This window comes from Streptomyces sp. NPDC008163, from assembly GCF_042956885.1.
Classification (GTDB): domain Bacteria; phylum Actinomycetota; class Actinomycetes; order Streptomycetales; family Streptomycetaceae; genus Streptomyces; species Streptomyces drozdowiczii_A.
Map to the genome: position 1 here is coordinate 44,431 of NZ_JBIBHG010000003.1, position 16,205 is coordinate 60,635.

Annotated in this window: 16 protein-coding genes and 2 pseudogenes; 9 read left to right on the top strand and 9 right to left on the bottom strand. The window is 70.6% G+C overall.

Annotated elements, in window-relative coordinates:
• Positions 1 to 18: 18 nt before the first annotated feature.
• Positions 19 to 1,392, bottom strand: a complete 1,374-nt coding sequence (locus tag ACFZAT_RS08110) for an extracellular solute-binding protein (RefSeq protein WP_391261844.1) — start codon at positions 1,390 to 1,392, stop codon at positions 19 to 21.
• Between the two features lie 251 nt (positions 1,393 to 1,643).
• Between ACFZAT_RS08110 and ACFZAT_RS08115 the strand changes: the two genes are divergently transcribed.
• Positions 1,644 to 2,705, top strand: a complete 1,062-nt coding sequence (locus ACFZAT_RS08115; RefSeq protein WP_391261847.1) for a substrate-binding domain-containing protein — start codon at positions 1,644 to 1,646, stop codon at positions 2,703 to 2,705.
• Between the two features lie 8 nt (positions 2,706 to 2,713).
• Here ACFZAT_RS08115 and ACFZAT_RS08120 read toward each other — a convergent pair whose 3' ends face one another.
• Complete coding sequence (locus ACFZAT_RS08120; protein ID WP_391261850.1) at positions 2,714 to 3,316, bottom strand: HAD-IA family hydrolase; 603 nt, start codon at positions 3,314 to 3,316, stop codon at positions 2,714 to 2,716.
• Positions 3,317 to 3,588: 272 nt separating this feature from the next.
• Here ACFZAT_RS08120 and ACFZAT_RS08125 point away from each other — a divergent pair, with 272 nt between their 5' ends.
• The gene (locus tag ACFZAT_RS08125; RefSeq protein ID WP_391261853.1) at positions 3,589 to 4,935 is read left to right on the top strand and encodes a ricin-type beta-trefoil lectin domain protein; all 1,347 of its coding nucleotides are present in this window, start codon (positions 3,589 to 3,591) and stop codon (positions 4,933 to 4,935) included.
• A gap of 367 nt (positions 4,936 to 5,302) precedes the next feature.
• On the opposite strand, the gene ACFZAT_RS08130 is transcribed toward ACFZAT_RS08125, so the two are convergent.
• From ACFZAT_RS08130 to ACFZAT_RS08155, 6 genes are all read right to left on the bottom strand, one after another.
• Positions 5,303 to 5,527: a hypothetical protein gene (locus ACFZAT_RS08130; protein ID WP_391261856.1), complete on the bottom strand. Its 225-nt coding sequence runs from the start codon at positions 5,525 to 5,527 to the stop codon at positions 5,303 to 5,305.
• Positions 5,528 to 6,318: 791 nt separating this feature from the next.
• Positions 6,319 to 6,732 carry a transposase gene (locus tag ACFZAT_RS08135; RefSeq protein ID WP_391261858.1) on the bottom strand — a complete coding sequence of 138 codons (414 nt, stop codon included), beginning with the start codon at positions 6,730 to 6,732 and terminating at the stop codon, positions 6,319 to 6,321.
• 47 nt (positions 6,733 to 6,779) lie between these two features.
• Positions 6,780 to 7,601: a DUF317 domain-containing protein gene (locus tag ACFZAT_RS08140; protein WP_391261861.1), complete on the bottom strand. Its 822-nt coding sequence runs from the start codon at positions 7,599 to 7,601 to the stop codon at positions 6,780 to 6,782.
• A gap of 14 nt (positions 7,602 to 7,615) precedes the next feature.
• Positions 7,616 to 7,906, bottom strand: coding sequence for a hypothetical protein (locus ACFZAT_RS08145; protein WP_391261863.1), 291 nt, complete (start codon positions 7,904 to 7,906; stop codon positions 7,616 to 7,618).
• Positions 7,907 to 8,006: 100 nt separating this feature from the next.
• Positions 8,007 to 8,360 carry a DUF317 domain-containing protein gene (locus ACFZAT_RS08150; RefSeq protein ID WP_391261864.1) on the bottom strand — a complete coding sequence of 118 codons (354 nt, stop codon included), beginning with the start codon at positions 8,358 to 8,360 and terminating at the stop codon, positions 8,007 to 8,009.
• A 591-nt stretch (positions 8,361 to 8,951) separates the two neighbouring features.
• Complete coding sequence (locus ACFZAT_RS08155; RefSeq protein ID WP_391261867.1) at positions 8,952 to 9,335, bottom strand: metalloregulator ArsR/SmtB family transcription factor; 384 nt, start codon at positions 9,333 to 9,335, stop codon at positions 8,952 to 8,954.
• Between the two features lie 95 nt (positions 9,336 to 9,430).
• Between ACFZAT_RS08155 and ACFZAT_RS08160 the strand changes: the two are divergent.
• Together ACFZAT_RS08160 and ACFZAT_RS08165 are read left to right on the top strand one after the other, a co-directional pair.
• Positions 9,431 to 11,408, top strand: a pseudogene (locus tag ACFZAT_RS08160) (heavy metal translocating P-type ATPase).
• 38 nt (positions 11,409 to 11,446) lie between these two features.
• On the top strand, positions 11,447 to 11,833 hold the full coding sequence (locus ACFZAT_RS08165; RefSeq protein WP_391261870.1) for a (2Fe-2S) ferredoxin domain-containing protein: 387 nt from the start codon (positions 11,447 to 11,449) through the stop codon (positions 11,831 to 11,833).
• A gap of 48 nt (positions 11,834 to 11,881) precedes the next feature.
• On the opposite strand, the gene ACFZAT_RS08170 is transcribed toward ACFZAT_RS08165, so the two are convergent.
• Positions 11,882 to 12,790, bottom strand: coding sequence for a helix-turn-helix domain-containing protein (locus ACFZAT_RS08170; RefSeq protein ID WP_391261873.1), 909 nt, complete (start codon positions 12,788 to 12,790; stop codon positions 11,882 to 11,884).
• Between the two features lie 280 nt (positions 12,791 to 13,070).
• On the opposite strand from ACFZAT_RS08170, the gene ACFZAT_RS08175 reads away from it, so the two are divergent.
• From ACFZAT_RS08175 to ACFZAT_RS08195, 5 genes and pseudogenes are all read left to right on the top strand, one after another.
• On the top strand, positions 13,071 to 13,442 hold the full coding sequence (locus tag ACFZAT_RS08175; RefSeq protein ID WP_391261875.1) for a DUF2255 family protein: 372 nt from the start codon (positions 13,071 to 13,073) through the stop codon (positions 13,440 to 13,442).
• 70 nt (positions 13,443 to 13,512) lie between these two features.
• Positions 13,513 to 14,550: an alcohol dehydrogenase catalytic domain-containing protein gene (locus ACFZAT_RS08180; RefSeq protein WP_391261878.1), complete on the top strand. Its 1,038-nt coding sequence runs from the start codon at positions 13,513 to 13,515 to the stop codon at positions 14,548 to 14,550.
• Positions 14,547 to 15,344 carry a carboxymuconolactone decarboxylase family protein gene (locus ACFZAT_RS08185; protein WP_391261881.1) on the top strand — a complete coding sequence of 266 codons (798 nt, stop codon included), beginning with the start codon at positions 14,547 to 14,549 and terminating at the stop codon, positions 15,342 to 15,344. The genes ACFZAT_RS08180 and ACFZAT_RS08185 overlap by 4 nt, the downstream gene beginning before the upstream one ends.
• Positions 15,341 to 15,547: pseudogene (locus ACFZAT_RS08190) on the top strand (SDR family NAD(P)-dependent oxidoreductase); the annotation flags it as partial. The gene ACFZAT_RS08185 and the pseudogene ACFZAT_RS08190, both read left to right, overlap by 4 nt.
• 103 nt (positions 15,548 to 15,650) lie before the next feature.
• The gene (locus ACFZAT_RS08195; protein WP_391262732.1) at positions 15,651 to 16,181 is read left to right on the top strand and encodes an SDR family NAD(P)-dependent oxidoreductase; all 531 of its coding nucleotides are present in this window, start codon (positions 15,651 to 15,653) and stop codon (positions 16,179 to 16,181) included.
• Positions 16,182 to 16,205 lie beyond the last annotated feature (24 nt).

Here is a 16,205-nt window from a genome sequence, read left to right on the forward strand (position 1 = left end):
CGGCTCCTTCGGCTGTCGTCAGGCGACCGGGTTGGGCTGGCGCAGCAGCGTGTCCGCCTCACGGACCATCTGCCGTACCGCCTTCTCGGCGGAGGTGTTGCCCAGCAGCGCCGACTGGAGCGGCTGGCACATGCGGTTCTGGAAGTTGCCGCCGGCTCCGGCGAACCAGTTCGGCGGGTCGAGCACGGCGATCTCGCCGGCGGCCGCGTAGGACGACTGGGGGTCGAGCTTGGCGTACTCGGGGCGGGCCTGCACCGGCAGATAGGCGGGGATGTGGCCGGCGCTCGCCCAGGTCAGACTCTGTTTGACGATCTCGGCGATGTACCGGTGGGCCTGGCGGCGGCGGGCGGGGTCGGGGTCGTCCTGGTGCGGCAGGACGAAGCTGTGCGAGTCGGCGTAGACGGCCGGCCGCGCGAAGACCTGCGGGAAGGGCGCGGCGCCCAGGTGCTTGATGCCGGACTTGCGGAAGGTGGGCAGTTCCCACTCCCCCGCCATGATCATGCCGCCGCGGCCGTCCATGAAGGCGGCCATCGCGCCGTTGTAGTCGAGGTTGTTGGGGTTGGTGCGCCCGTCGAAGAGCTGCTTCATGAAGGTGACGACCTTCACCGCGGCATCGATGTCGATCTTCGGCGGCCCGCCGTCGGGCAGCGTGAAGGAGGCCCCGGTCTGGGCGTACAGCGCGGCGAACTGGCGCCAGCTCTGGGCGGTGTCGGTGACGTGGCCGAAGAGCACGCCGGACTCGCCGGTGATCTCGGCGAGCTTCTTGCCGGCGTCGAGGAACGCCTCGGGCGACCCCATCGGCGCCAGGTGGCCGGCAGAGTCCAGCAGTCCGGCCTTGTCGGCGGCGTCCTTGTCGTAGAAGACGATGAAGGGGTGGACGTCGAGCGGGACGGCATAGACGGTGCCCTGGTGCTGGGCGCGCTTCCAGACGGCGGGCGCGAAGTCCTTCTCGCTGACGCCGAATTCGGCGAGGACGTCCAGGTCGAGCGGGTCGAGCAGACCGCCCGGGGCGTATCCGGCCAGCCGTGACAGGTGGAGCACGGCGACGTCGGATGCCCGGCCGCCCGCCGCCGACATGGCGAGTTTCGTGTAGTACGACGGGCCCCAGTCCAGGATCGTGCGGTCCACGTCGAAACCGTCGGCACCCTTCGAGACGGCGGCGATCATCTCGTCCATGAGCATGCCGTCGCCGCCCTGGAAGAGGTCCCAGACCTTCAGCGCGGACGCCCCGCTCGCGCCGGCCGGCGACGCGCACCCCGTGAGCGGGCCCGCCGCGAGGAGCGCGGCCGCCCCGGCCGTCCCGTAACGCAGCAGCTTGCGGCGCCCGATGGCGGGCGGGCGGCCGGGGCCCCAGGCTCCGGGCAGCCCTCGTGCGGGAGGTGCAGAGTTCATCACTGACCTTTCGACGGCCGGACGACGTGCCCGGCCGACGGCATGCGCCATCGGCACGGCAGCCGTCGGCCGCCCGTGCACATCGGGGGTGATCCGCGCCGGTCTCCCGGAGCGGTGCCCTGTTTTTACATCGATGTACATTGGCTGTAAAGAGCTGGGGCATCACCTGTGCCGGAAGCGCCGCCCATCGGTCCGGGGCAGCCGGGGGGTACGGCATAGACTCGGCGCGTACCGAGGGTGGGGAGTCACGGGTGGCACGACCGAGGATCAAGGACGTCGCACGGCACGCGGGGGTGTCGGAGAAAACGGTGTCCAACGTGCTCAACGACTACGTGCACGTGTCCGAACGGACGCGCCGTGTGGTGCAGGAGGCCATCGACCACCTCGGGTACCGCATCAATCTCGCCGGCCGCCATCTGCGCAGCGGACGCACCGGGATCATCGCCCTGGTGGTGCCCGAACTCGACGTCCCGTACTTCGCGGAACTCGCCCAGTACGTCGTCCGGGAGGCCGAAAAACGCTCCCTGACCGTGCTGATCCACCAGTCGGGCGCCGACCGCGAGCGCGAGAAGGCCGCCCTCGCCGGTTTCGGCTCGGACTTCGTGGACGGCGTCATCCTCAGCCCGCTCGCCCTCGCGCCGGACGACCTGCGCGCCCACACCGGGCCGCCGCCGACCGTCCTGCTCGGCGAGCTGCTCAACGAGGGCGCGGACCATGTGGCGATCGACAACGAACGCGCGGCCCGCGAGGCCACCGAGCACCTGCTCGCCCTGGGCCGCCGCCGCATCCTCACGGTGGGCGGCCGGGACGACGGCTGCGTCGGTACGGCCCAGGCCCGCACCCGTGGCTTCCGCCTCGCGCTGTCCGGGGCGGGCCTTCCCTGCGACCCGGCGTCGCTGCTGCCGGTGGAGGCGTTCCACATGAGCGACGGCGCCGAGGCGGTCCGGCGGGTGCTGGCCGCCGGGGTCCGGCCGGACGCCCTGCTCTGCCTGAACGACCAGCTGGCGCTGGGTGCGCTGCGCGCGCTGCACGGTTACGGGGCACGGGTGCCCGAGGACGTGGCGGTGATCGGCTTCGACGATGTGGAGGGCGGCCGCTTCAGCGTGCCGTCCCTGAGCACGGTCGCCCCGGACAAGGAGGCGGTCGCCCGGGTCGCGGTGGACCTGCTGCTGCGGCGCATCGAGGAGGCCACGCGCCGCCCGGACGAGACGGACGCCGCGGCCGCGGAGCACCCGCAGGACCGGGTGGTGGCGCACCGCCTGGTCCTGCGCGAGTCCACGGAGGGGGCGGCCGGGCGCGACGGGGTGTGGTGAGCGGGGGCTCAGCCCGTGAGCAGCCGCTCCAAGGTGCGCCGGAGCGCCGCCCCGCCCTCGAAGAGCTCAGCGGTCAGGCCGAGTTCGCGGGCGGCCCGGACATTGGCCTCCCGGTCGTCCACGAAGAACGCCTCACCGGCGGTGGCCCCGAGCAGCCCGAGCGCTCCCGTGAAGGCGTCCTCGGCCGGTTTGGTCGCACCGAGCGCGCACGAGAACGCGAGCACGTCGAAGCGCTCGTCCACCTCGGGCAGCCGCTCGGGCAGCCCGGCGCGCAGCAACGCGTCGTTGTCCGTGAACAGGGCCGTCGGCCGGTCCCGAACGAGGCCGGCCGCGGCCAGAACCTCGGGGTCGGGCTCGAACGCCCCGCACCAGATGCGGCGCAGTTCCCCGGCCGTACCCGGGAAACCGAGGCGCCGCCGGATCTCCCGCTCCACGTCGTCGGCGCCGCCCTTCCCCCGGTCCCAGGCCGCGATCAGCCCGGAGTCGTAGAGCTCCGACTCGACGCGCCGCGCGGAGACCCCGCAGGCGGCGCCGAGGCGTTCCAGCCGCCGCTCACGGTGAAAGCGGCAGACGACACCACCGAGATCGAAGAGAAACACCTGAGGCTTCATGCGAGGCAACCTAGCTCAGGAGTCCTCCGGATCCAGCACGGTTTCCCGTCCGATGACAGGGCGATGACCAGGCTGCAGGCTGCCGGTCCCGACACCTTGCCGAACAATCACCTGGGTCGACATTCTGTGTCCATGACATGTTTCGCTGCCGCCCCGATCCTTCAGGACGGGATCGACGCATGGCGACACCCATGTCAGTGATGACTCGTCAGAGGCGGTTCAGAGACAGGCGAAAGCGTGCCTCTCCGCCCACCCCCACGGAGGTCGGACGCATGCGATTGAGTTGGCCAGTACGACGGCGCAGCGGGTGGAGGAGAACCCTCGGGCTGCTCCCTGTCGTCGCCGTCACGGTGGCGACCACCCTCGTCGGTTCGTCGAACGTCGCCCAGGCGGCGATCCCGGCTCCCCCGGCGGGCTTCACTCTCACCTGGAGCGACGACTTCAACGGCGCCTCCGGCACCGGCATCGACCAGGGACTGTGGAAGTACGACACCGGGCCGGGCAGTTCGTTCGGCACCGGTGAGATCGAGACGATGACCAACAGCACGTCCAACGTCTACTACGACGGCCAGAGCCATCTCGTGCTCCGAGCCCTGCACTCCGGCTCCGACCCCAGAAGCGGCTGGACGTCCGGACGCGTGGAGACCCAGGCGGCGACCTTCGGCGCGCCGGCGGGCGGAGTCGTCCGGATGGAGTCCGTACTCCAGCAGCCGAACGTCAACACCTCCAACGGGGCAGGCTACTGGCCCGCGTTCTGGATGCTCGGCGCGCCCCTGCGCTCCGGTGTCTCCTGGCCGAGGTCGGGCGAGATCGACATCCTGGAGAACATCAACGGCCGCAACTCCCACTTCAGCACCATCCACTGCGGTGTGAACCCGGGCGGCCCGTGCAACGAGTCGACCGGCATCGGCTCCGGCGAACGCGCGTGCTCGGGCTGCCAGACCGGCTTCCACGACTACGCGGTGGAGATCGACCGCTCGGTCTCGCCGGAACAGGTCCGGTTCTACCTCGACGGGAGCAACTTCTACACCGTCAAGGCCAACCAGGTCGACGCGAGCACCTGGGCCGACGCGATCGACCACCCCTTCTTCATCATCTACGACCTGGCGATCGGCGGGGGCTTCCCGGACGCGTTCGGCGGCGGTCCGAACGCGGCGACGGTCTCCGGCGGCAAGCTGGTGATCGACTCGGTGGCCGTCTACAACAAGGCACCCGGCTCCGGGGGCGGCACGCCGACCGGCCAGAGGATCACCGGCCCGGGCGGCAAGTGCGTGGACGTGGCGGGCGACGACACCGGCGGCGACGGCACCGCGGTCCAGCTCTGGGACTGTCAGTCGGCGGCGAAGGACCAGCACTGGACCTGGAGCGGCCAGACCCTGCAGACCCTCGGCAAGTGCCTGGACATCGCCGGCGGCAACAGCGCCAACACCACCAAGCTCCAGCTGGCCAACTGCAACGGCGGCGGCTACCAGAACTGGGTTCCGCAGAGCAACGGCGCCCTGAAGAACCCGACCAGCGGCCGCTGCGTGGACTCCCCCTCCGGCGCCACGGCCAACGGCACACGCCTCCAGATCTACGACTGCAACGGCACGGCGGCCCAGAAGTTCACCGTCGGCTGACCGCGCGACCCGGCCGCCCGAAGCCCTGGCCCGGACCGCTCCCGCGATCCGGGCCTGCCGGGCAGCCGCGCTTCGATGACCTCGCAGTATGTACAGACCGAGGCCGAGCGACGCGCTGTCCGGACGGTCTGCGCAGCGCGTCACGCGGTACAGGCGCGCGGCGACATCCTGCGGACTCCGGCACTGCGCGGGCATGTGACAACGCTGTCAGGGCGTTGGTGGGGCGATCCGAGAGTCGGGACGACAGGATGTGAACCTGTGCCCCCTTGACCCCCACAGTGAACGAAACGCAGTCTTCGAAGAATCCGCCTGATCAATCGGCTCGCCTGGGTTCTCGTTACACGCGGGAAGCCGCAGCGATCACGGGCTACGGCTTCCTGGCGTTCAGGCGGCGGGGAGTTCCGGCCACTCCTCGGCGGCCACGCCCCGCAGGAGGCCAGCCATCATCTCCGGCACCCGGGGCCCGCTGCTCCGCCGTCAGTGCCCGGGCGTCCAGCGCCCGGTTCATCGCCTCGAACATGATCTTCGCCTGGACCTCGGCCAGCGTCACCAGACGCTCTTCCACGCCCATGCGGGCCGCGAGGTCGCACATCTTCAGCAGCCGGTCCGCCGGGGAGTGGACGATCCGAGGCGGCTGTGGAAACAATCAAGAGGGGCCCCGAAGGGCCCCTCTGATCTACGACGTTTCCGTCGGGACGACAGGATTTGAACCTGCGACCCCTTGACCCCCAGGAGTGGGGGGTAAGGGTATTTTCAGGATTTTACGGACTTTATCCGTGCGAAAGTTGTGCGTTGAAGTATGTGCCGTGCACCACCGCGCGTAGCGCGTGGTCCCCAATTGGTCCCCACTCGACCCTTTCCCGATGTCCGGCCAAACCCTGCGCGAGCGCCTCAGGCCGCTTCGAGATCTCGCCCCTTGGACCGCCCATGGAGTCATCCGGTTGGCCCCGGCCGGTTCGCGGTCTTGTAGCGGTCCACACCAAGGCGCAAGCTCAGCTCCTCCACCTTCTGCTCCTTGAAGCACTGAGCCACGAGACGCCGCTACCCCTTCCGGACACCGAAACGAAGCTTCGTTGAACCGGCTCAGGACGCCGCTCCGTCACAGAACGTGCTTTCCGGCAACACCGACAGCGCGAGGCACTTACGTGCACGGCGCACTGGTCCCCAGCTTTGGTCCCCAGACCTACGCCACCCGTCAACCGACACAGACGATCGTTGGGAGAAGCACCGGTTTAGCCAACCGACGAGCGTCGCAACCCACGTTCCCGGCCTCGCCGCGCCCGCCGCAATCGCCCCCGGCCTTGCACCGATGACCGCCGCAGAGGAGACCAGGGCCGACATCATGACCACCAGAGCCAGCACGACCCGCCCTCCCGTCGGCACTCAGGCGGCGAAGAAAACCGCCACGACGCGCAGGGCCTCCGCCTGCGGAGAGGAGGCGACGACGGGACGAGCCTCGCCCGCCAGAGTCATCAAGGCGATCAGCCTCGCGTCGGCGCGGTCACTCTTGGGTATCCCTTGTGCCGCGCGGTGGCGAGCGGCACGGGTGGGGTCGACGTGGACAACCTCCAGCCCGGAAGCCGCCAGCGCGCTGGCGAACAGAAGGCCCACGTCCTCGATTCCGGTAACCGTCGCGCGCCACCGGCGTGCCAGCGGGGCGAGGAACTCCCGGTATCGGGCAACAGGGTCCGGGGACTCGGCGTAGACGATCCGGGTTTCCCCGACGAGTGCACCCGTCCGGTCGACTACGGCGACATCGAGCCACCCGTCCGACCAGTCACAACCCGCGAAGAGCAAACACTCACCTCCGAAAGGTAGAAGAAGGAAGAGGACGCGTGTGCGCGCTAGCCGGCCGGGGCCCGCAGCAGCCGGTCCTCGGTAGCTGCGGGCAGCACCCGGCGCAGGACCGGTGCGGTCGAGCTGAGGGAGGCGGCGAAGGCGGCGACGAGATCGTGCGGGACGCTGGCGGCAAACGATGCCGCCCACAGCCACGGTTCGCCGAGCGCGGGCTCGGCCCACGCCTGCCATCCGGCCGGTCCCGCCTCGTCGTACTCGGCCGCGAGAACGCGCGGATCGGAGTCCTGGATGAGCGGTGGAACCTCGCCGAGGCTGATCTGCGAGGTGGCCGTCGGATCCGTCGCTCCGCCTTCAGGCCGGTCGAAGTCGCGGAGCCATCCGTGGGCGGCAACAGCGTCAAGGACCCGCTCGGGTCCGGCGAGCGGCTCGGCGGGCTGGCCGCTCGCGTCGAGCGCGACGAGGAAGTCGACCACCGCCTCGCCGGGGACGTCGCAGGTGAAGTACGCCGACCACTGGGCGAGCGGACTGCTCGGCTCGGCCCGGGCGGAGACCTGCCAGGCGATCGGCAGCCCTCCGAGGAAGAACGGCTCGTCCGCCAGAACCCACTGCGCCCAGCGAAGCGCGTCGGGACTGATGTGCAAGACGGTGCTGCGCACGACCTGACGGTCCTCCGGCGCCTCATCCGGCACCTGCCGGCCGCGGACCACCGTCAGGCTCGTCCAGCCCAGGCCGGAGAGCGTGTCGGCAACGACGTCGTAGAGGCGCCCATCGTCACCAGCCAGGTGTCGCGGGCCGACCCAGAACGCGGGCTGGCCGCCACGCGAAGCGGAGAAGTCGGTCGGAAAGTCGGAGTACAGGGGCGCCTCCAAGGCTCGGTGCGGATTCAGTTGCCGCCGGCACGGCGGCGGGGGCGGCGCGGCGGCGCCTGGACAGGTCCCTGCCACGTCAGGGCAACAGCGACCTCGGTCGGCAGATGGCCGAGCTGGGCGCCCTCGTCCCGCCCTTCGGCGAGATAGACGACGGCCCGACCAGTCTCGTCCACAGACGCCAACACGCTCTCGATGCTGTGAGCCATCGGGAAGAACGGGTTCATGGCCAGACGGACCGGAGCAGTCCGGTCGTGGGCGGACAGCCGATCGATGAGATCGCCAACGGTCATCTCCGAGGACGTCACGAACAGCCTCCTGAGGTAGAGAAACGAGCAGCGGTGATACGGATCGGCCGCCGGCAACAGACCAGCGGCCGATCAGCGATGCCGACGGGAGCCGCCACGGTCACACGCGATGTGAAGTCGCCAGCACGCGGGCCACAGCGGCGGCGACGATGTCAGCCGGCGTCTCGGTGTCGAACGTCATGCGGTAGCCGGGTACGCCGCCGGTTCCCGCGACGGCAATCGCCCATCCCTCACCATCTGTTCCGGAACGGCCATTCGGGAACCGGCCGAGGTAGAAGCGGCCGTCCTTCGAGCTGATGTGCACGTCCGCGCGGTCATCCACGATGAGGTGGAAATCGGCGGCGGAAAACTGATCTGTCACGAGCGTGGGTTGGCCGGGTCCAAGCCGCCAATCGTGCAGCCGGAGGGCGTCGATGGTGGTGGACAAGCCAAGACCGGCAGGAGCCACAGTCAAGGGCAAACACCTCTCTGACCTGCACAGTTATTGCAAGGTCGTCTACGTTGACATGTCCTCACGCACCTTGGCCAGTCTTTCCGCGATCTTTCGTGTCTGCCCCCGGCGAACTACTGTCCTTTGTCTACCAATCGAGGCGTTTGACTGCGGACCCAGCCGATTCAACCTCTTTGAGAATGAATCCAGTCATGACCGGTTAATAAGCTGGAGGTGTCATATTTCGGTAGCGGCTGGGCGGGTAGCGGCATGCCATACGTCGAGCCGTCGCGGCGGAGGGCGTACGTCCTCCGCAGGCGGCCCTGACCGAGACGGGGTGCCGAGTTGGACGACCTGCGGATGGGCGCGCAGCCCGCCCCCGGCTTCCTGGGGGTCGGCGTCGAACAGGCCGGCGCCGCCACAGCCTCCCGTCTCGGACGATGGGAGTTCCACGCGGTCGGCGGAGGCCAGGTTGAGGAGTCTGACTGCGAACACCGAGCAGTTTCGCCTGTGAGCCGTGCGAGGTGAGTGCACCGGGGCGTTGTACAGCCGTTACTGCTGAGGCTGGCGGGCCTGTGCCGAACGCTTTCGCGTCGACCTGGCCGGCGAGATCAGTCAGGGGGCGGCGGCTTCTGGTGCTTCGACCGGTGCGTCGCGGACGCCGAGGCGCAGGTGTTCGACGTGGTAGAGGGCTTGGTCGAGGAGTTCGGCGACGTGGTTGTCGTAGAGCGCGTAGATGATCGACCGCCCGTGGCGCTCGCCGGCGACCAGGCCCAGGTTGCGCAGGAGTCGCAACTGGTGGGAGCAGGCGGAGGCTTCCATGCCGACGGCTTCGGCGAGGTCGCCGACGGAGCAGGGGCCTTCCTGGAGGCGGGCCAGGATGTGCAGTCGCGAGGGGGTGGCGAGGGCCTGGAGGGTGGCGGCGACGTCGGCGGTGCCGACCGCGTCGAGGCGTTCGCGGGCGGTGGCGCTGCTGGTGGTCTCGCTTCCGTGGCCCATGCGTCCATCTTACCGAATACACTTGAAGACCTGTTCACATGTTCCTGTACGGTGGAGGTGTCGCTCCGTCTCAGCCCGTGAAGGGTCATTTCGGCATGTCTTCTGTTCTGGACCAGCGGTCCGCGCTGCCTGATGGCGGCCCGCGCCCTGCTCTGCCTCGGCGCCGTACGCGGGTCCTGGCGCTGCCCGAGGCCCGCTGGGCGCTGGCGGCCTTGGTGCTGTTTCTCCTGGCTCTGCCGGTCTACCTGCTGGGTGGCCCGGTCTGGTTGTGGGGACCGGTGTTCGCCGCGACCTATGTCACCGGCGGGTGGGAGCCGGGGTGGGCGGGCCTGAAGGCGCTGAAGGACAGGACGCTGGATGTGGATCTGCTGATGGTGGTGGCGGCGCTCGGCGCTGCCGCGATCGGGCAGGTTCTGGACGGGGCGCTGCTGATCGTCATCTTCGCCACCTCGGGCGCCGTGGAGGCCGTGGCGACCGCCCGTACGGCGGACTCGGTGCGCGGTCTGCTCGACCTTGCCCCCACCACGGCCACCCGGCTCCTGTCGGACGGCACGGAGGAGAGTGTCTACACCGGGCGTCTCGCGGTCGGGGACATGATCCTGGTGCGCCCGGGGGAGCGGGTCGGCGCCGACGGGCAGGTCCTGGACGGGGCGAGCGACGTCGACCAGGCCACCATCACCGGCGAGCCCCTGCCGGTGGCCAAGCAGGCGGGCGACGAGGTGTTCGCCGGTACGGTGAACGGCACCGGCGCCCTGCGGGTACGGGTCGAGAGCGATCCGGCCGACTCGGTGATCGCCCGGATCGTGAAGATGGTCGAGGAAGCCTCCGAAACGAAGGCCCCGACCCAGCTGTTCATCGAGAAGATCGAGCAGCGGTACTCGATCGGCATGGTCCTCGCGACCCTGGCCGTCTTCGGTATCCCGATGGCCTTCGGCGACACCCTCCAGTCGGCGCTGCTGCGCGCGATGACGTTCATGATCGTCGCCTCGCCCTGCGCGGTGGTCCTGTCTACGATGCCGCCGCTGCTGTCGGCGATCGCCAACGCGGGCCGCCACGGTGTGCTGGCGAAGTCCGCCGTCGTCATGGAACGCCTCGGCCAGGTCGACACCGTCGCCCTGGACAAGACCGGCACCCTGACCGAGGGCACCCCGCGCGTCACCGACGTCCGCCCGGAGCCCGCTTCGGGGCTGGACGAGGACTCGTTGCTGGCGTTGGCGGCAGCGGCCGAGCACCCCAGCGAACACCCCCTGGCCCGCTCCGTGGTCCAGGCCGCCCGCGAACGCGGCCTCGCCCTCGCAGAGGCGACCGACTTCACCTCCGTACCCGGTTCCGGAGTGATCGCCACGATCGCAGGCCGCACCGTCCAGGTCGGATCCCCGGCCCGACTTGCCCCCCGCCGACGGACGGGGAACGGCCGACGAGGTAGGGGTACTCGAAGACGCGGGCCGGACCGCAGTCCTCGTCCTGCGGGATGGCGTACTGGTCGGTGTGCTGGGTGTCGCGGACCGGCTCCGCCCGGACGCGACGGCGACGGTGGCCGCGCTCACCGAACTGACCGGCCGCCCGCCGGTCCTGCTGACCGGCGACAACGAGCGCGCCGCCCGGCACCTGGCCGCCGAGGTCGGCATCACCGACGTCCGGGCCGGGCTGCTCCCGCAGGACAAGGTCGCCGCCGTACGGGAGTGGGAGGCTGCGGGCCGCCGGGTCCTGGTTGTCGGGGATGGTGTCAACGACGCGCCGGCGCTGGCGGCGGCGCATACCGGGATCGCGATGGGCAAGGCCGGCTCCGACCTCGCGCTGGAGACCGCCGACGCCGTGGTCGTCCGCGACGAACTCGCCACGATCCCCGCCGTCGTCGCCCTGTCCCGGACCGCGCGCCGCCTCGTCGTCCAGAACCTGACCATCGCAGGGGTGTTCATCACGGCTCTGGTGGCCTGGGATCTCATCGGCACGCTGCCGCTGCCGCTCGGCGTCGCCGGTCACGAGGGTTCGACCGTCATCGTCGGCCTGAACGGGCTGCGCTTGCTGGGCAAGCACGCCTGGCCCGGCTCCACGGTGAAGGGCATCGCGTGAGCGGTCGGGGCCCCCGCCGTGCGGCCGCTGGGAGCGGGGTGGCCGGTGCTGCCCGGGCCCGCTGCACCGTCACCGTCTGCCGGGGATGCTGCTGCGGCACGGCGGCCGAGGTTCCCCGCCTCGACCACGAAGCCCAGCTCGCGGACCTGCGTACCGCGCTGGCCGGGGTGGCGATGGTCCGGCGCACCGACTGCCTGGACGCGTGTGAGCGGGCCAACGTCATCGTCGTCCAGCCCTCAGCCGAAGGACGCAAGGCCGGCGGGCGGCCGGTCTGGCTGGGCCAGGTGAACGATCGCGGCGCCGCCGCCGACATCGCCGCCTGGGTCGCTGCCGGCGGCCCGGGGCTCGCCGAGCCGCCCGCCGTCCTCGACCTGTACGCCTTCCGGCCCTCGCGTCGTGTCCGCGCCGAACTCCCCGACGAGTAGCGCCCTTCTCCGGCCAGGTAATGGGCGGTTCGGCGGAAGCGGGGACGGTTACGGCCGCAGCCGGTTACCGCCGCTTCTGCGGGGTGGCGTCGGCTCGGTGTGGGGGGGGGCGGTGAGGTCGAGCAGAAGCATGGCGTCGTGGTCGGGGGTGCCGGGCTGGGCGGTGTAGATGCCCATGCGCTGGCCGGGGGTGCCTTCGAGGGCCATGCCCTGGAAGTTGAGGGTGAGCTTGCCGACCTGGGGGTGATGGAAGGTCTTGGTGAGGATCTTGCGGCCGGTGACCTCGTAGCGTTCCCACAGTCCGGCGAAATCGGGGCTCTTGAGGAGGAGTTCGCCGACGAGCTGGGTGAGGTCGGGGGCGTCCGGGTCGGTGCCGGCCAGGGCGCGGAGCCGGGCGACGCAGCTGCGGATCTGGTTGTCCCAGTCGGGGAAGACCTCGCGGGCGGCGGGGTGGAGGAAGAGGTAGCGGGCGAGGTTGCGCTGGGTGGCGGGCCAGTCCTCGATGCCCGCGTACAGGGCGAGACCGCCGGGGTTGTGGGCCAGGACGTCCATGCTGCGGCTCACGACGTAGGCCGGGTTCGGCCGCACCGTCTCCAGCACCAGCTTCAGGTGCGGGCGTACGGTGCGGCTCGGTGCCGGGGCGGCCTGGGGTGCGTAGCGGGCGGCGCGGACGGCGAGGTCGCGCAGATGCTGGTGCTCGGCATCGTCGAGTTGCAGGGCGCGGGCGAGGGAGTCGATCACGGCGGGGCTGGGGCGGGTCTCCTTGCCGCGCTCCAGGCGGGTGTAGTAGTCGATGCTGACTCCGGCGAGCGTGGCCAGTTCCTCGCGGCGCAGCCCCGGGGTGCGCCGTACGCCCGGTCCGGGGGTGAGGCCGGCGGACTGGGGGCTGGTCTGCGTGCGGCGGGCGCGCAGGAAGCGTGCCAGTTCGTCACCGCTGCTGTGCTGCTCGGCTGCCATAACGCCAGTCTCCCTCGGCCGCTCGTCCGACGTGCCCTCGAAGGGGGCCCTGTCATACCCCCCGCTGCCCATCCCCTGGCACATCTCGGCCTGCCTGGAGCGGGCGGGAGGGTGCAGGGTTGATTGTGTCGCCTCATGTCCGAGGACGCCTGCGGCTCTCCTGCCAGGCAGCGCGTTTCCCGGATGGCGTGCCCCTGGCGGGCGGGTGACGGTGTACATGACGACTCGTAGACCGGGCGAGCCCCGGCCTGGGCCTCGCCTACGGAGAAGGGATACGACGATGGCGCACTGGAACGGCTCGGATCTAGCGAAGATCGCCGCAGCCGAGGAGCTGGACCTCTCATCGGAACGGGCCGACGGCACCCTGCGTGATCCGGTGACGATGTGGGTGGTCCGCTCCGGGGGCCAGGTGTACGTCCGGTCCGTCAAAGGCGCCGACGGCCCGTGGTACCGGGGCACGCAGTCCCGCCACCAGGGCCGCATCGAAGCCGGCGGCGTGCGCAGCGACGTCACCTTCCAGGAGGCCGATCCCGGCGAGTACCCGGGGGTGGATGCCGCCTACCGGGAGAAGTACGGGCACTACACGAGCATCGTCGAGCACGTCCTGACAGAGCGGGCCCGCGCCTCCACCCTCCGCCTCGAACCCCGCTGACAGCCCCGAGCCATCAGCGGCTGCACAGCTTACCGACCTGCCGCAGTAACGAAAGGCAAGACCTCTTATTATGCGTGCCACCCTCATGTACGGGCCCGGCGACGTCCGGGTCGAGAACGTCCCCGACCCGACCGTCGTCGAGCCGACGGACGCCATCGTCCGCATCACCCTGGCCTGCGTGTGCGGCTCCGACCTGCACCCCTACCACTCCATGGACAAGACCGACCAGGGCGCGCCGATGGGCCACGAGTTCCTCGGTGTCGTCGAGGAGACCGGCTCCGCGGTGCGCGGCCTCAAGCGCGGCGACTTCGTCGTCTCCCCGTTCGCGTACGCGGACAACACCTGCCCGATCTGCCGCGACGGCTTCCACACCGCCTGCCCGCACGGCGGCTGGTACGGGGCCGGCGGCGTCGGCGGCGCACAGGCCGAGGCCATCCGCGTCCCCCAGGCCGACGGCACCCTGGTGAAGATCCCCACCGACGTCGACCCGGCTCTGCTGCCGTCGCTGCTGGCCCTGAGCGACGTCTACCTCACCGGCTACCACGCCGCCCACATGGGCCGGGTCGAGCCCGGCAAGACCGTGACCGTCATCGGCGACGGTGCGGTCGGCCTGTCCGCCGTGCTGGCCTCTCACCGCATGGGCGCCGAGAAGATCATCCTCATGGGCCGGCACACCTCCCGCACCGACCTCGGCCGCGAGTGGGGCGCCACCGACGTGGTCGCCGAGCGCGGCGAGGAGGGCATCGCGAAGGTGATGGACCTGACCGGCGGCAAAGGGTCCCACGTCGTTCTGGAGGCGGTCGGGCTGATGCCCGCCTACGAGCAGGCGTACGGCATCGTGCGCCCCGGCGGGATCATCTCCCGCGTCGGCGTCCCGCAGTACGAACAGGCCCCGGTCGGCTTCGGGTCGCTGTTCGGGAAGAACGCCCAGCTCGCCGGCGGCCCCGCCCCGGTACGCGCCTACATCGAGCAGGCCATCCCCGACGTGCTGGAAGGGCGTATCGACCCCGGCCGGGTCTTCGACGCCGAGGTCGGCCTCGACCAGGTCGCCGACGCCTACCAGGCCATGGACGAGCGCACCAGCCTCAAGGTGGTGGTGCGCCCGTGACCGCCCGCACGCCCAACACAGCCGCCACCGCCGCGCACGAGCGGCTGTTCCCCGGCCACGTCTCCACCCTCGCCGTCACGGATCCGGAGCTGATCGAGTACTTCGACAACTTCGCCTTCGACGAGGTCCTGCGCCACACCGGCGACCTGGACGAGCGCACCCGGCTGATGACCCAGCTCGCCGCGATGATCGCCGTCGGCGCCCTCGCCGAGTACCGGGTGATGCTCGGCGCCGCCCTGAGCGCCGGGGTCACCCCGGTTCAGGTGAAGGAGATCGTCTACCAGGCGGTGCCGTACGCCGGGATGGCCCGCGTCTTCGACTTCCTGCACGCCACCAACGACGTCCTCACCGACCGCGGGGTGGAACTGCCGCTGGAAGGGCAGTCCACCACCGGCCCCGACTCCCGGATGGAGCAGGGGGTGGCGGTGCAGAAGCGGATCGTCGGCGACAGCGCGGTCGAGGGCATGTATGCGAACGCGCCCGCCGCCACGCAGCACTTCCAGCGGTTCCTGAGCGGCAACTGCTTCGGCGACCACTACACCCGCACCGGCCTCGACGTGCCCACCCGGGAACTGCTCACCTTCGCTCTGCTCGCCGCGCTCGGCGGCGCGGACTCTCAGGTGAAGGGCCACGTCGCGGCCAACCTCAACGTCGGCAACACCCGCGCCACCCTGCTCGGCGTGCTGACCGGCCTGGTGCCGTTCATCGGCTACCCCCGCACCCTCAACGCCCTGGCCGCCGTCGACGCCGCCGCCCCGGCCGACGACGCCGCGTCCTCGAAGGAAGAAGCATGAACTCCCGTACCTGGCTCATCACCGGTGTCAGCAGCGGCTTCGGCCGCGCCCTGACCACCCAGCTCCTCCAGCGCGGCGACCGCGTCATCGGCACCGTCCGCAACCTGGACAAGATCGCCGACCTCGCTGAGGAGTATCCCGACTCCTTCCGGGCCGAGATCCTCGATGTCACCGACACCGACGCGGTCCGCATGACGGTGGACGCCGCGTTCGCCGCCGGCCGCGTGGACGTGATCGTCTCCAACGCCGGGTACGGGCTGTTCGGGGCCGCCGAGGGAACTCACCGACGCGCAGGTCGAGCACATCATCGCGACCAACCTCACCGGCTCCATCACCCTGATCCGCGCGGCGCTGCCGCACCTGCGGGAGCAGGGCGGCGGGCGCATCGTGCAGATGTCGACGTACGGCGGGCAGGTCGCCTTCCCCGGCAACTCGATGTACCACGCCACCAAGTGGGGCATCGAAGGGTTCGCCGAAGCGGTCGCCCAGGAAGTCGCTCCGTTCAACATCGGGGTGACCATCGTCGAGCCCGGCGGGGCCCGTACCGAGTTCCGCTACGGCAGCGCCCAGGTCGCCGAGGCGATCGACGCATACGACGGCAACCCGGCCCACGCCTTCCAGGCCATGCTGGACCCGGCCAACGGGCTGGCGCCCGGGGACCCGCAGCGTATGGCCGCAGCGATCATCGAGTCCGCCGACACCGAGCCGGCCCCGCTGCGGATGATGCTCGGCTCCCAGGCCCTGGACTCCACGCTCGGCGTGCTGCGCAAGCGGATCGACGACTTCGAAGCCCAGCGCGAGCTGGCGGCCTCCACCGACTTTCCCCCAGGCGAATAGGCCCCTCCCATAGCCCGGCACGCA

What these genes read in the sequence shown, in the direction of transcription:
- ACFZAT_RS08130 (WP_391261856.1), bottom strand. Translation starts at nt 5,527, where the DNA reads ATGTGCGACCTCGCGGCCCGCATGGGCGTGGAAGAGCGTCTGGTGACG.
- ACFZAT_RS08125 (WP_391261853.1), top strand. Translation starts at nt 3,589, where the DNA reads ATGCGATTGAGTTGGCCAGTACGACGGCGCAGCGGGTGGAGGAGAACC.
- ACFZAT_RS08110 (WP_391261844.1), bottom strand. Translation starts at nt 1,392, where the DNA reads ATGAACTCTGCACCTCCCGCACGAGGGCTGCCCGGAGCCTGGGGCCCC.
- ACFZAT_RS08175 (WP_391261875.1), top strand. Translation starts at nt 13,071, where the DNA reads ATGGCGCACTGGAACGGCTCGGATCTAGCGAAGATCGCCGCAGCCGAG.
- ACFZAT_RS08170 (WP_391261873.1), bottom strand. Translation starts at nt 12,790, where the DNA reads ATGGCAGCCGAGCAGCACAGCAGCGGTGACGAACTGGCACGCTTCCTG.
- ACFZAT_RS08120 (WP_391261850.1), bottom strand. Translation starts at nt 3,316, where the DNA reads ATGAAGCCTCAGGTGTTTCTCTTCGATCTCGGTGGTGTCGTCTGCCGC.
- ACFZAT_RS08180 (WP_391261878.1), top strand. Translation starts at nt 13,513, where the DNA reads ATGCGTGCCACCCTCATGTACGGGCCCGGCGACGTCCGGGTCGAGAAC.
- ACFZAT_RS08155 (WP_391261867.1), bottom strand. Translation starts at nt 9,335, where the DNA reads ATGGGCCACGGAAGCGAGACCACCAGCAGCGCCACCGCCCGCGAACGC.